Below are 12,678 nucleotides of genomic sequence, written 5' to 3'. Positions count from 1 at the left end.
GTCGCACGCACAGTAGACTTCGAAACCGTACGCCTCGCAGCTGACCTGTCCGGGATGCCAGTAGACGTGCAGAACCGGCACACGACGATGAGATTTCCCAAAAGGAGTGCACGTGGACGACGTCCTGGCCAGAGCAGGCATCTTCCAAGGAGTCGAGCCCTCTGCGGTGGCGGCGCTGATCAAGGAACTTCAGCCTGTCGATTTTCCCCGCGGACACGTCATCTTCAACGAAGGTGAGCCCGGTGACCGCCTGTACATCATCGTCTCCGGCAAGGTGAAGCTCGGCCGCCGCTCGCCGGACGGCCGCGAGAACCTGCTCACGATCATGGGCCCGTCGGACATGTTCGGTGAGCTGTCGATCTTCGACCCGGGCCCGCGGACCTCGACCGCGACCACCGTCACCGAGGTGCGTGCCGTGAGCATGGACCGCGAGGCGCTCAAGGCGTGGATCGATCAGCGTCCGGAGATCGCCGAGCAGCTGCTGCGCGTCCTCGCCCGCCGCCTGCGCCGCACCAACAACAACCTCGCCGACCTGATCTTCACCGACGTTCCGGGTCGTGTCGCGAAGGCGCTGCTGCAGCTCGCGCAGCGGTTCGGCACCCAGGAGGCGGGTGCCCTGCGCGTCACCCACGACCTCACACAGGAAGAGATCGCCCAGCTCGTCGGTGCGTCCCGCGAAACCGTGAACAAGGCGCTCGCCGACTTCGCGCATCGCGGCTGGCTGCGCCTCGAGGGCAAGTCCGTGCTGATCTCGGACTCCGAGCGTCTCGCGCGCCGCGCCCGCTAGAACCTGCCACGAAAGGCCGGGTCGTCGTCGACGGCCCGGCCTTCGTCGTTCCCGGAACTGCAGGTTCCGGACCCGCTCACGCGAAACTGCGCAGATACTCCAGCTGCACGTTGACGGACTTCTCGGCGGCACCCCACAGCGAACGGTCCACGTCGGCGTAGACGTGTTCGACGACGCTGCGCGGGGAGGCGTCGTCGCCGAGCACGCGCAGCGCGGAGCGAACCTGCTCGAGTCGTTCCTCCCGGTGCGCGAGATAGGCGCGGGCGATGGGCTCGAGATCCGGGTGATCGGGCCCGTGGCCGGGCAGCATCGTGTAACCGGCCCCCAGATCGATCAGGCGGCGCAGCGAACCGAGGTAGTCGCCGAGATCGCCGTCGGTGTCGTCGAGAACCGTGGTGCCGCGACCGAGGATGGTGTCGGCGGTGAGGACGCTGTTGTCGTCCTCGAGCACGAAGGACAGCGAGTCGGCGGTATGGCCGGGGGTCGCGAGCACACGGATCCGCAGTCCGGCAGCCTCGACGACCTCACCGTCCTCGAGCCCGCGTCCGCCGCCGTGCCGGTGCTCGGGATCGACGGCGCAGACGGGATTGCCGGTCAGTTCCGCGAACCGGCCTGCGCCCTCGGTGTGGTCGTAGTGCCGGTGACTGATCAGGGTCAGCGCGACCGGGACCTGGGCGATGCGGGCGAGATGGGCTTCGTCGAGCGGCCCCGGGTCCACCACGACGCATTCGTCGCTGCCCGGTGCCCGCAGGATCCACGTGTTGGTGCCCTCGAGGGACATCACCGACGGATTCTCGGCCAGGACCACCGCCGCATTCGGGGTGACCTGGCGCAACTGCGCGTAGGCGGGGTGAACCAGCGCCATGCTCGACCTCTTTCGTGACGACGGTGCGGTTCACCCCACTCTACGGTCAGCCTTCGAGGTCAGCGCACCTCGGCGATCAGTTCGACCTCGACGGGCGCGGCCAGCGGCAGTTCGGCGACACCGACCGCCGAGCGGGCGTGCACGCCCGCGTCCCCGAAGACCTCGCCGAGGAACTCGGAGGCACCGTTGACGACACCGGGCTGGCCGGTGAAACCGTCGGCGGACGCGACGAAGCCGACGACCTTCACGATGCGCACCACGTTGTCGAGCCCGACCAGCGCGTCCACCGCGGCGAGCGCGTTGAGCGCGGCGATGCGGGCCGCGGCCTTCGCGTCCTCGGCGGTGACGGTGCCCCCGACCTTGCCGGTCAGTTCGAGCTTGCCGTCGACGAACGGGAGCTGCCCCGAGGTGTAGACGTGGTCACCGGTGCGGACCGCCGGCACGTACGCGGCGACCGGCGCAGCGACCGGAGGCAGCTCGATGCCGAGCTCGGCGAGCCGGGACGTCCAGTTCTGTTCCGTCACCCGATCAGCCCTTCGGTCGCTTCAGGTACGCGACGTGCTGCTCACCGGTCGGGCCCTGCAGCACCGTCACCAGTTCCCAGCCGTCGGCACCCCAGGTGTCGAGGATCTGCTTCGTCGCGTGCGTGAGCAGCGGAACGGTCGCGTACTCCCAGGTGGTCAATTCGCTCATGTGATTCTCCTCTGTCGAGCTGCGGGTCCGACCCTATCGGGCGCATTCGACGGGTGGTCACTTATAGGCTCACCCTTGTGGCAACACCGACAGCACAGTCCGGCGTCTGGCCGGCGAAGGCCGCGGATGCGCGGCTGCACTTCGTGTCCGGTAAGGGTGGGACCGGGAAGTCGACGGTCGCGGCCGCCCTGGCGCTCGCTCTCGCGGCCGAGGGCCGCAAGGTCCTGCTCGTCGAGGTGGAGGGCAGGCAGGGCATCGCCCAGTTGTTCGACGTGCCCCCGCTGCCCCCGGTGGAGACGAAGGTCGCGACCGCGGACGGCGGCGGTGTCGTGATGGCGCTGGCCGTCGACATCGAAGCGGCGTTCCTCGAATACCTCGACATGTTCTACAACCTCGGGTTCGCAGGCCGGGCGATGCGCCGCATCGGCGCCGTCGAATTCGCGACGACCCTCGCGCCGGGCCTGCGGGACGTCATCCTCACCGGCAAGATCAAGGAGTGCGTGGTGCGCTCGGACGCGCGGGGCAACCGCGTGTACGACGCGGTGGTGGTGGATTCGCCGCCGACCGGCCGCATCGGCAGCTTCCTCGACGTGACGAAGGCAATGGCGGATCTTGCGAAGTCCGGTCCGATCCGGTCGCAGAGCGAAGGCGTGGTGCGGCTGCTGCACTCGGACGACACGGTCGTGCACCTGGTGACGCTGCTCGAGGCGCTGCCGGTGCAGGAAACCTCCGACGCCGTCGAGGAACTCCTGGCCGCAGACCTGCGCCTCGGCACGGTGATCGTCAACCGCACGGTCCCGGAGTACCTGCCCGGTGAACTCGTCGACGACGTCGCGGCCGGGCGCATCGACAGCGAGGCGGTACGGGCGGCATTCGGCCGTGCCGGACTGACGGTGCCCGATTCCGACTTCGCGGGGCTGCTCACCGAGACCATCGAGCACGCCTCCACGCTGAAGGCGCAGCAGGACAGCGCCGCCCAACTCGACGATGTGAAGGTGGCACGGATGACGCTCCCGGCGCTGGCCGACGGTGTCGACCTCGGCGGGCTCTACGAGCTCGCGGAGGTCCTCGGCGAACAGGGTGTCCGGTGACGGGCGCGCAGGGGCGCGGCGCGGGCGTCCTGGACTTCGGGCAGATTCTCACCGATCCGTCGGCCCGGGTCATCGTGTGCTGCGGATCCGGTGGTGTCGGCAAGACCACGACCGCGGCGGCACTCGCGCTGCGCGCGGCCGAACGCGGCCGCAAGGTCGTGGTGCTCACGATCGACCCGGCGCGGCGGCTCGCGCAGGCGCTCGGTGTGGCGGCCCTGGACAACAATCCGCAGCCGGTGAAGCTCGGGCCGGACGCGACCGGCGAGCTGCACGCGATGATGCTGAACATGCGTCGCACGTTCGACGACATGGTGCTCGAGCATTCGGCGCCGGACAAGGCCCAGCAGATCCTCGACAACCCCTTCTATCAGACCGTGGCGTCGTCGTTCTCCGGCACACAGGAGTACATGGCGATGGAGAAGCTGGGGCAGCTCGCGGCGAGCGACTCCTGGGACCTCATCGTGGTGGACACCCCGCCCTCACGGAACGCACTGGACTTCCTGGACGCCCCGCAGCGGCTGGGGTCCTTCCTCGACGGGCGCATGATCCGAATGTTCACCGCGCCGGGCCGGGGGATCGGCCGCCTGGTGACCGGCGCCATGGGGCTGGCGCTGAAAGCGGTGTCGACGATCGTGGGCAGCCAGATGCTGTCCGACGCCTCCGCATTCGTACAGTCGCTCGATTCGATGTTCGGGGGCTTCCGCGAACGCGCGAACCGCACGTATCGCCTGCTGCAGCAGCCCGGGACGCATTTCGTCGTCGTTGCGTCGCCCGAACCGGACGCGCTGCGCGAGGCGTCGTTCTTCGTCGAACGCCTGAGCACGGACGGCATGCCCCTGGCCGGGCTCGTTCTCAACCGGACGCATCCGACGTTGTCGGTATTGTCGGCCGATCACGCGTCGACCGCGGCCGACGCTCTCGCCGAGCAGGAACGCGACGACAATCAGCCCGCCGAGGCGGTACTGCGGATCCACGCCCATCGGGCGGTGACCGCGAAACGGGAACTGCACCTGCTGGGCAGGTTCACCGCTGCGCATCCCCGGGTACCGCTGGTCGGGGTTCCGTCGCTGCCGTTCGAGGTTTCCGATCTCGAGGCACTGCGCGCCGTCGGAGACCAGCTGACCCGCGAGGGGTGACCCGCGGGTCGGCCGGTCGTCGAACGGTCGACGGTGCCGGGAGGTCTTCCACCTATACGGCGTTCTGGTGCTGACGCTGCGCTTCGAAGAAGTCGGCCCAGGACTCGACTTCGGGGTGCTGCTTGAGCAGAGCGCGTCGCTGGCGTTCGGTCATGCCTCCCCACACACCGAACTCGACGCGATTGTCCAGTGCATCTGCACCGCACTGCAGCATCACCGGGCAGTGCCGGCAGATGACTGCCGCCTTGCGCTGTGCTGCGCCTCGAACGAACAACTGGTCGGGATCCACTTCTCGGCACCGTGCCTGGGTCACCCAGGCTATGCGTGCCTCTGCTTGGTCTACGTCGAGCCGGGCCATCGGAGTCGCCATGTGCATTCAGTTGCCCCTTCACTCTCCGAACACCGTGTTGCGGAGTTCCGGAAGTTCGCGCAGACCGGCTGCGTAGCATCAGTCGTCGGCGCCGCATTCCTGTTGAGGTGTTACCTGCATCACACTGCTGTCTCAATCTAGGTAAAGAGTCCCCAGCGCGCAAGGCGAAGAAACACTTTTCTGGTACGCCCGTCCATACCTGCACGTCGGAGGCTTTTCGGCGTTGCCGAAGCATCGAATCGGCAGGGTGGCACGTAGGGTGTAGCCGTGTCGATCCGAAATACGGTGGCGAAGCTCGCCGGTTGCACGGCCCTCGGCGGCGTCCTTCTGGCGGGAATGCTGTTCCCCGCCGCAGGCGGTTTCGGCTACGTCTCGAACCGGGCCGCGGACACCGTGGACAACAGCTCCGCCGAACTCGTCGAAGGTGTCGTACCCGCGGTGACCACCATGGTCGATGCCGCCGGTAACCCCATCGCCTGGCTGTACGACCAGCGTCGCTTCGAGGTGCCCAGTGACCGCATCTCCAACGAGATGAAACTCGCGATCGTCTCGATCGAGGACAAGCGGTTCCCCGAACACCAGGGTGTGGACTGGCAGGGCACGCTCCGCGCGTTCCTCACCAACACCACCAGTGGCCAGGTCGAGCAGGGTGCCTCGACCATCGACCAGCAGTACGTGAAGAACTACCTGCTGCACGTCGTCGCCAAGACCGACGCCGAGCGACGGGCGGCCATCGAGACCACCCCGGCCCGCAAGATCCGGGAGATCCGGATGGCACTCACCCTCGACGAAGAGCTGACGAAGGACGAGATCCTCACCCGGTACCTGAACCTGGTGCCCTTCGGCAACGGCTCGTTCGGCATCCAGGACGCGGCGCAGACCTACTTCGGCATCGACGCGAAGGACCTGAACGTCACCCAGTCCGCGATGCTCGCGGGCATGGTGCAGTCCAGCTCCGCGCTGAACCCGTACACGAACGAGGACGGCGTACTCGAACGCCGCAACGTCGTGCTCGACACGATGATCCAGAACATCCCGGAACGGGCCGACGAGATCCGCGCCGCGAAGAGCGAGCCGCTCGGCGTCCTGCCCGAGCCGAACACGCTTCCGCGCGGCTGCATCGCCGCCGGCGACCGCGGCTTCTTCTGCGACTACGCGCTGCGGTACCTCGAGAACTCCGGGCTCTCCCGTGAGCAGATCGACAAGGGCGGTTACCTGATCCGCACCACGCTCGATCCCGAGGTGCAGTCGTCGGTCAAGGCGTCCCTCGACCGCTTCACCAGCCCCACGGTCGACGACGTGGCGACCGTGATGAACGTCGTCCAGCCCGGGCAGGACTCCCATCGCGTGCTCGCCATGGGCTCGAGCCGCGTCTACGGCCTGAACGGGGACTCGCACGAAACGGTGCAGCCGCAGCCCTATTCGCTCGCCGGGCACGGCGCCGGGTCGATCTTCAAGCTCTTCACGGTCGCGGCCGCGATGGAGAAGGGTCTCGGCACCAGCGCGGTCCTCGACGTGCCCGCCCGGTACAACGCGCGCGGTCTCGGCGACGGCGGCGCCCGGGGCTGCCCGCCACTCACGTACTGCGTCGAGAACGCGGGACCGTACCCGCCTCAGCTGTCGGTCACCGATGCGCTCGCCCAGTCACCGAACACCGCGTTCGTGAAGCTGATCGAGGCCACCGGCGTCGACCCGGTCGTCGACATGTCCGTGCGGCTGGGACTGCGCTCCTACGCGCAGCCGAACACCTCCGGCTTCGGCGAGCAGAGCATGGCCGATATGCAGAAGGACCAGCACCTCGGCTCGTACACGCTCGGCCCGACGTGGATCAATCCGCTCGAGCTGTCCAACGTGGCCGCGACCCTGGCCTCGCATGGCAAGTGGTGCCCGCCGTCGCCCATCGACGGAGTCTTCGACCGTGAGGGCAAGCCGGTGCCGATCACCCAGCAGGCCTGCGAGCAGGTCGTCGAGCCCGGTCTCGCCGACACCCTCGCCAACGCCATGAGCAAGGACACCGCCGGTGGCGGCACCGCCTCCGGTGCCGCCGGTTCCGTCGGCTGGGGCCTGCCGATCTCAGCGAAGACGGGCACCACCGAATCGCACATGTCGTCGGCGTTCCTCGGTTTCACCAACCAGTACGCCGGCGCCGTGTACACCTACGGTGACTCCCCCACCCCCGGGGAAATCTGCTCCGGGCCGGTGCGACCGTGCTACAGCGGCAACCTGTTCGGCGGTACCGAACCCGCCCGGACGTGGTTCAGCGCGATGCTGCCCGTCGCCGACAAGTTCGGTCCCGTCGCGCTGCCGCCCGTCGACCAGAAGTACGTGCGCGGCGCCGGCAACGCTCAGGTTCCCGACGTGACGGGCCTGAGCCGCCAGCAGGCCGTGGCGCGGCTGCAGGACTCCGGGTTCACCGTCACCGAACTCAACGTGAAGGGCGAGGAGCGGGCGGGCACCGTCACCAACAGCGCACCGTCCGGCTCCGCGGTGCCCGGTTCGACGATCACGATCTACATCAGCGACGGGACCGTCCGGGCGGCACCGACCACCACGGCGACACCGGCCCGGCCCGACGGAAACCAGGTTCCGGACACGACCGCGCCGAACGCGCCCGCACCGATCCCGAACCGCCCGCCCGCGGAATCCGAACCGGAATCCGAGGCGCCGTCGCAGTCCTCCGAGAACGCGCCGCCGGCCTCGGACGACGAAGGACCCGCCAACTGACGGTCTAGAGCCGCGATCGCACCGCCGCGGAAAGCCGCTTACCGTCGGCTTTCCCGGCCGCGATCGCGGTCGCGGCCTTCATGACCTGACCCATGTTCTTCGGACCCGGCCGCTCGCCGAGTTCGTCGGCGACGCGACCGATCGCGGTGTCGACGACGTCGACGAGTTCGGCGTCGGTGAGCGGGGTCGGCAGGTACTCGTCGATGATCCGCGCCTCCGCGTGCTCCTTCGCCGCGAGTTCGCCCCGGCCGTTCTCGGTGTAGACCTCGGCGGCCTCGCCGCGCTTCTTGGACTCGCGCGCGAGAACCTTCACGACGTCCTCGTCGGTGAGCTCGCGGGCTTCCTTCCCGGCGACCTCCTCCGTCTGGATGGCGGCGAGCAGCATCCGCAGGGTCGCGGTGCGCAGCGGATCCTTGTCCTTCATGGCCGCGGTGAGGTCGTTCCGGATGGTGGACTTGAGGGACTGCGAGGTCTCGGACATGCACCGAACGCTACGCGGCAGCGACGACGACCGTGCACAGTCGAGCCTCGGCGGTACGCTGGACGAGTGCCTGACCACTCCGCTCTCTTCCGCGCGGCCGCCGGTGCAGCCGGTGCAGCCGCCCTCGGACTCGGCTACGCCACGCTGATCGAACGCAACGCCTTCGCCTTGCGCGAGGTGACGATGCCGGTCCTCGAGCCCGGCGCGTCGACGCTGCGCGTGCTGCACCTCAGCGACCTGCACATGATGCCGAACCAGCGGCTCAAGCAGAACTGGCTGCGCGAACTCGACCGGCTGGAACCGGATCTCGTGGTCAACACCGGCGACAACCTGTCGCACCCGAAGGCCGTTCCGGCCGTGGTGCAGGCGATGGGCGGTCTGCTCGCGCGTCCCGGCCTGTTCGTCTTCGGCAGCAACGACTACTTCGCGCCGGTACTGAAGAACCCGTTGAACTACTTCGACCGGAACCACGAGCGCGTCTACGGCCCGCCGCTGCCGTGGGGCGACCTGCGTGCGGCGTTCAGCGAACGCGGGTGGCACGACATGACGCACGTGCGCCGCGAGTTCGAGGTCGCGGGTGTGCGGATCGCCGCGGCCGGCGTCGACGACCCGCACCTGGAGCGGGACCGGTACGACACCATCGCCGGACAGCCCAATCCTCTCGCGGACCTGAAGCTGGGGCTGACGCATTCACCGGAGCCGCGGGTCCTCGACCGGTTCGCCGACGACGGATACGACCTGGTGCTCGCCGGCCACACCCACGGCGGTCAGCTGTGCCTGCCGTTCTACGGCGCGCTGGTGACCAACTGCCGGATCGACCGGTCCCGCGTGAAGGGACCGTCGCGCTGGGGCGCCCACATGCGCCTGCATGTGTCGGCCGGCATCGGCACCTCACCGTTCGCTCCGGCCCGGTTCTGCTGCCGCCCGGAGGCCACGCTGCTGACCCTCGTTCCGGCCCCGCGCAACGAGGCGCTCGCCGCCGCCGACCGCGCGGCCGAAAGTGCGATTTCTCCGCGCTGACCAGCCGATTTAATCTTCCGACGAATGGTGCTGTAAGCTAACCGAGGTTCATCACGGGGTGTGGCGCAGCTTGGTAGCGCGCTTCGTTCGGGACGAAGAGGTCGTGGGTTCGAATCCCGCCACCCCGACAGTGAAAGACCACGTCAGGGCATACTTTCCAGCCGGAGAGTATGCCCTGACTGCGTTTCGACGGATTTCTGGCAGCGGATTGGCATCACCCTTCCACGGAGCCTCGTATATGCCGATGCAGTCGTGAAGGGATTACACCCCCGCCTGCCCGCCCTCCGCACTCCGCACTCCGGGTACAGTCGGCCGCGGCCCCGGCGGGGGTGGCTCTCCCTGGCAGGTCAGTCGGTTCCGCCGGGGCTCTTCTCTGCCGCGTAGCCGTTCCACCACGCCTGGACCGTGGTCTCACTCCACCCCTTGGTGATCTGCCGGCCCTCGCCGCGGCCGACGATCACGTCGGGGGCGGGGAACTTCCCTCGCAGCTCCATCGACTTGAGCGTGTTCAGCGCGAGGTCGTACTCGGCGGCAATGTCCCGGAGGCTCAGGTAACGGCGTGTCATGCCACCGAGAGTAGCACCTCATAGGGTGCGTATTCAATGGCTCTGAGATGGGGACATATCGTATTGACATTGCACCTCATGGGGTGCATACTAGAGATGCCAGGGAGAACAACCCCAACCGAAGGAACCGACATGACCAGCATCTCCGCCATCCGCGCCGACATCCGCACCGCCTACGAGCTCATCCCCACCGACGAGCACCGCGCCACCCAGTACGCCCGGGCCGCCCACGCCGCCATCATCGAAGCCAGCTTCGACCCCGAGATCGGCGACGAGGCCCAGGGCCTGATGTGGATGATCATCGACCTGATCTGACCTGGACCGGCCCCCGCTTCGGCGGGGGCCATCCGCGTCCAAGCCGATGCGGGATCCCGGGGCCGGACCGGTAACACGCATCGCTGAATGCTCGATAGGTGTGCATGATCAGCAACGCTTTCGACTGCGAGTTCTGCGGGGAGGAAATCGTCTGGCTGGCCCATTCCTACGGCGGGAAGCAGAGGGACACAATGATGACCGAACGCGAGTTCATCGACCTGGCCGAAGGGATCATCGAAGACCTTCGCCCGGCCTTCGACGCCCGCTGGACCGACTTCATCGACGGAGAGTTGGGCGGCGGCGAGTACCTCGTCGCCCTCGACGATGCGCTACAGGCTGCCGCCCTTGCACAGTTCCCCGTCGATCGGCATCTGGTCGAGCGCGTGCAGCTCGCCCTCACCGACCTGCGCGACGACAGTGACGACCACGACCGGATCACACGGTGGCTCTCTCAGCTGCCTCGGCTCGACGCCGGCCCTCAGTCCCCGGCCGGGTAGATCACCCCGTCGACATCGACGACGAGCAGCTCGTCCGGCGGCCCGTACGGCAGCACATCGGCGATGTGGTCTGGCAACCAGTACCGGCGCACGGTGACCGGCCGACCACCGCGCAGGGCGTCGGCGATCGGGTCGTACGCACCGAACCACGCGAAGTAGTCACCCATCGCCGCGCACCAGTCCTCGAGGATCTGGGCACGGACACGAGCACCATCACTGCGCCGCTCGATGCGGATCCGTCGCGCCATCAGCTCGTCCGTTCTGCTCGTGCCCGGTTCCATCGGGCGTTCGCCGCTGCCTGATGCTGCGCGCTCTTGACCTCGTCGACCTCGGGGTCGAGCAGCCCGCACCACTTGACCACGTTCGCCTCACACTGGCGGATCTCGGCCGCAACCTCGGTCACCCGACGTGTCGAGACCTGCTCCTTGGCCAGCTCGGCGTCGAGCAGCTCCCGCAGGACCGCCACACGATCGACGGTGCTGCGGATCTGGTCGAGGACGATCGACTCGCGTTCGGTCCACTCGACACCGAGGTCGAGGCCGGCCCCGAGCTTCTTGACGACCCGGTCCCCCTCGGTCATACGTCGCCGTCCCATGTCGATTCCTCTCGATTGAAGGTCGGTTCGTGGTGTGTATCGGTGTGGTAGCGGAGCTACGTCCACCCGCCCGGCCGCGGGGTCGACGCGGTGCGGTGCCCGCCGCGGGCGACGGCCACCGGTCGGGGCCGTGCCGCCGGCCTCGGTCCCGCCCCTGGTCACGCCCGGGGTGGGGGGTGACCCCCGCCCCGGGCGGCTTCCGCCCCGCTTCGCATACCGCCTGCCACCGACCGCATCGCATCGCCCAGCCCCAGGGGGTCGGCCTGGCGGCCGCCAGGGGCGTGGTGGGCGCGCCAGCGGCCCGGGGGTGTGGTGTCGGGGTGGTCCGCAGCGGCTGGGGGCCTCTCAGGGCCGCACCCCGCAGAGCCTCGCGATGGTGCAGGTAGAGGCGATAAGTCGTTACAACATGCAGGTGGGGCGGCCCCGACGTGGTGTCGGGACCGCCCCACCTGCCCGCCGGCCGTGGCGGCTACCGCCCGTGCTGTGCGGCCCACGTCGGCGGGTACACCGCGGCGGTGCCGGCGGCGTCCATGTCGATGCCGGCCCCGCTGCGGGTGTGCGCGAGCCGTCCCCGCAACGCGATGGTCTCGGGGTCCTCGTCGTCGCTGCGGTAGGTGCCCGGCGCGCTCATCGGCTCACCGACGTGCGGTAGTCCTCGGTGATCTGCCGGTTACGGTCCCGCCATGCCTGAGTCGCCTCGTCCTTCTGCTGCTGGTAGTAGTCGAGGACCGCGCGGGCTTCGCTGACGGTGTTCAACCGCACGTTGTCCAAACCCAACGTCGCGATCAGTCGGTGCCAGCGTCCGGCGCGGGCGGTGCCGGCACCCGTAGGTGCGAGGGCGTGCGCCAGCTCGTCGATGGCCCGACCCGGCGTCTTGACCAGGAACGCCACCCGCAGCACGTCGATATGGTGGGCGTTGTCGGTCAGGTGCGGCCGCCCCGCGAACACCTCCGGGCCCTTCAGGTCGACGGCCAGCCAAGACACCACCCCGTCGAAGATCCCGTCGAGGACCTGCCGTGCCTGCGGCAGGTCGCGCCAGGCGTCGGCAGCGGCAGTGCCCAGCTCGAGCACATCGGCGGCGGTGGCGTCCGGAGCAAACAACTCGGCCGCGGCCTCGACCCGTGCGAGGGCGTCGTCGAACCGCGGGCGCAGCGACTCGATCAACGCATCACCCGGTGTCCCGGCGAGCAACTTCGCGAACCGGGTGTTGAGAGCATTCGTGGCGACCTTGGAGACCTCCGCGCCGATGTCCGGGGCCACGGTCCCATCTGCGGCGGTGTCGAGCAGGTAGGGAGTGAGCTCCTCGCCGCTTTCGATCGCCTTGGCCATGACCTCGATGCGGTTCCGCGGCGTCCATATGCTCATCATCCAGTACCCGTCGAGGACTCTTTTCAGCTCGGGCGGGAGAGTTCCGGGTCAAGCCCCTGGTAGTGTGAACTCGTTTTGCTTTGTGGTCGTCGTTGCGGGTAGTGCGGATCGGTTCATCAGTTCATCGGTGCTCACCTCCGTCGCCTGGCTGGTGTCGGTGTTGGTGGTGG

At 68.5% G+C, this 12,678-nt stretch carries 17 protein-coding genes and 1 tRNA gene; 8 read left to right on the top strand and 10 right to left on the bottom strand.

The features are described from left to right. The first annotated feature begins 112 nt into the window (after window positions 1-112). Window positions 113-787 carry a Crp/Fnr family transcriptional regulator gene (locus A8G15_RS27730; RefSeq protein WP_068166388.1) on the top strand — a complete coding sequence of 225 codons (675 nt, stop codon included), beginning with the start codon at window positions 113-115 and terminating at the stop codon, window positions 785-787. Between the two features lie 76 nt (window positions 788-863). On the opposite strand, the gene A8G15_RS27725 is transcribed toward A8G15_RS27730, so the two are convergent. The 3 genes from A8G15_RS27725 to sp36 are packed head-to-tail and all read right to left on the bottom strand — an operon-like array spanning window position 864 to window position 2,345. Continuing rightward, window positions 864-1,652, bottom strand: a complete 789-nt coding sequence (locus tag A8G15_RS27725) for an MBL fold metallo-hydrolase (protein WP_068166363.1) — start codon at window positions 1,650-1,652, stop codon at window positions 864-866. Window positions 1,653-1,711: 59 nt separating this feature from the next. After that, on the bottom strand, window positions 1,712-2,176 hold the full coding sequence (locus A8G15_RS27720) for a RidA family protein (protein ID WP_068166361.1): 465 nt from the start codon (window positions 2,174-2,176) through the stop codon (window positions 1,712-1,714). A 4-nt stretch (window positions 2,177-2,180) separates the two neighbouring features. After that, entirely contained in the window at window positions 2,181-2,345 is a 165-nt protein-coding gene (gene sp36, locus A8G15_RS30890) for a Sp36 family protein (protein ID WP_156665596.1), read from the bottom strand. A 77-nt stretch (window positions 2,346-2,422) separates the two neighbouring features. On the opposite strand from sp36, the gene bagA reads away from it, so the two are divergent. Together bagA and bagB are read left to right on the top strand one after the other, a co-directional pair. Next, the gene (gene bagA / locus A8G15_RS27715) at window positions 2,423-3,436 is read left to right on the top strand and encodes an ATPase BagA (protein WP_068166360.1); all 1,014 of its coding nucleotides are present in this window, start codon (window positions 2,423-2,425) and stop codon (window positions 3,434-3,436) included. A gap of 29 nt (window positions 3,437-3,465) precedes the next feature. Continuing rightward, on the top strand, window positions 3,466-4,572 hold the full coding sequence (gene bagB / locus A8G15_RS27710; protein ID WP_245688035.1) for an ATPase BagB: 1,107 nt from the start codon (window positions 3,466-3,468) through the stop codon (window positions 4,570-4,572). Window positions 4,573-4,624: 52 nt separating this feature from the next. Here the strand turns inward: bagB and A8G15_RS27705 are convergent, their stop codons facing one another. Then, window positions 4,625-4,948: a WhiB family transcriptional regulator gene (locus tag A8G15_RS27705; RefSeq protein ID WP_068166357.1), complete on the bottom strand. Its 324-nt coding sequence runs from the start codon at window positions 4,946-4,948 to the stop codon at window positions 4,625-4,627. A gap of 279 nt (window positions 4,949-5,227) precedes the next feature. Here A8G15_RS27705 and A8G15_RS27700 point away from each other — a divergent pair, with 279 nt between their 5' ends. Then, window positions 5,228-7,666 (top strand): penicillin-binding protein, encoded by a 2,439-nt coding sequence (locus A8G15_RS27700; RefSeq protein WP_082900211.1) that lies wholly within the window; start codon window positions 5,228-5,230, stop codon window positions 7,664-7,666. A gap of 4 nt (window positions 7,667-7,670) precedes the next feature. On the opposite strand, the gene A8G15_RS27695 is transcribed toward A8G15_RS27700, so the two are convergent. After that, window positions 7,671-8,147, bottom strand: a complete 477-nt coding sequence (locus tag A8G15_RS27695; RefSeq protein ID WP_068166354.1) for a GatB/YqeY domain-containing protein — start codon at window positions 8,145-8,147, stop codon at window positions 7,671-7,673. A 66-nt stretch (window positions 8,148-8,213) separates the two neighbouring features. Between A8G15_RS27695 and A8G15_RS27690 the strand changes: the two genes are divergently transcribed. Then, on the top strand, window positions 8,214-9,167 hold the full coding sequence (locus tag A8G15_RS27690) for a metallophosphoesterase (RefSeq protein WP_068166353.1): 954 nt from the start codon (window positions 8,214-8,216) through the stop codon (window positions 9,165-9,167). A gap of 54 nt (window positions 9,168-9,221) precedes the next feature. Then, window positions 9,222-9,295, top strand: a tRNA-Pro gene (locus A8G15_RS27685). A 219-nt stretch (window positions 9,296-9,514) separates the two neighbouring features. On the opposite strand, the gene A8G15_RS31555 is transcribed toward A8G15_RS27685, so the two are convergent. Further along, complete coding sequence (locus A8G15_RS31555) at window positions 9,515-9,733, bottom strand: helix-turn-helix transcriptional regulator (RefSeq protein WP_068166352.1); 219 nt, start codon at window positions 9,731-9,733, stop codon at window positions 9,515-9,517. A 132-nt stretch (window positions 9,734-9,865) separates the two neighbouring features. Between A8G15_RS31555 and A8G15_RS27675 the strand changes: the two genes are divergently transcribed. Both A8G15_RS27675 and A8G15_RS27670 read left to right on the top strand, forming a co-directional pair. Beyond that, complete coding sequence (locus tag A8G15_RS27675) at window positions 9,866-10,048, top strand: hypothetical protein (RefSeq protein WP_068166351.1); 183 nt, start codon at window positions 9,866-9,868, stop codon at window positions 10,046-10,048. Window positions 10,049-10,152: 104 nt separating this feature from the next. After that, entirely contained in the window at window positions 10,153-10,545 is a 393-nt protein-coding gene (locus A8G15_RS27670; protein WP_068166350.1) for a hypothetical protein, read from the top strand. Here A8G15_RS27670 and A8G15_RS27665 read toward each other — a convergent pair. From A8G15_RS27665 to A8G15_RS27655, 4 genes are all read right to left on the bottom strand, one after another. Then, window positions 10,527-10,793, bottom strand: coding sequence for a hypothetical protein (locus tag A8G15_RS27665; RefSeq protein WP_068166349.1), 267 nt, complete (start codon window positions 10,791-10,793; stop codon window positions 10,527-10,529). The two genes, A8G15_RS27670 and A8G15_RS27665, sit on opposite strands and share 19 nt — an antisense overlap. Next, window positions 10,793-11,140, bottom strand: a complete 348-nt coding sequence (locus A8G15_RS27660) for a hypothetical protein (protein ID WP_156665595.1) — start codon at window positions 11,138-11,140, stop codon at window positions 10,793-10,795. Before A8G15_RS27660 ends, A8G15_RS27665 begins: the two co-directional genes overlap by 1 nt. Window positions 11,141-11,609: 469 nt before the next feature. After that, on the bottom strand, window positions 11,610-11,771 hold the full coding sequence (locus tag A8G15_RS30880; protein ID WP_156665594.1) for a hypothetical protein: 162 nt from the start codon (window positions 11,769-11,771) through the stop codon (window positions 11,610-11,612). Beyond that, a complete protein-coding gene (locus A8G15_RS27655; protein ID WP_156665593.1) occupies window positions 11,768-12,505 on the bottom strand; it encodes a hypothetical protein in 738 nt (245 codons plus the stop codon). Before A8G15_RS27655 ends, A8G15_RS30880 begins: the two co-directional genes overlap by 4 nt. Window positions 12,506-12,678: the final 173 nt, after the last annotated feature.

Source organism: Rhodococcus phenolicus (genome assembly GCF_001646785.1).
GTDB classification, from domain to species: Bacteria; Actinomycetota; Actinomycetes; order Mycobacteriales; family Mycobacteriaceae; genus Rhodococcus; species Rhodococcus phenolicus.
This window is presented reverse-complemented; position numbering and strand designations above follow the sequence as displayed.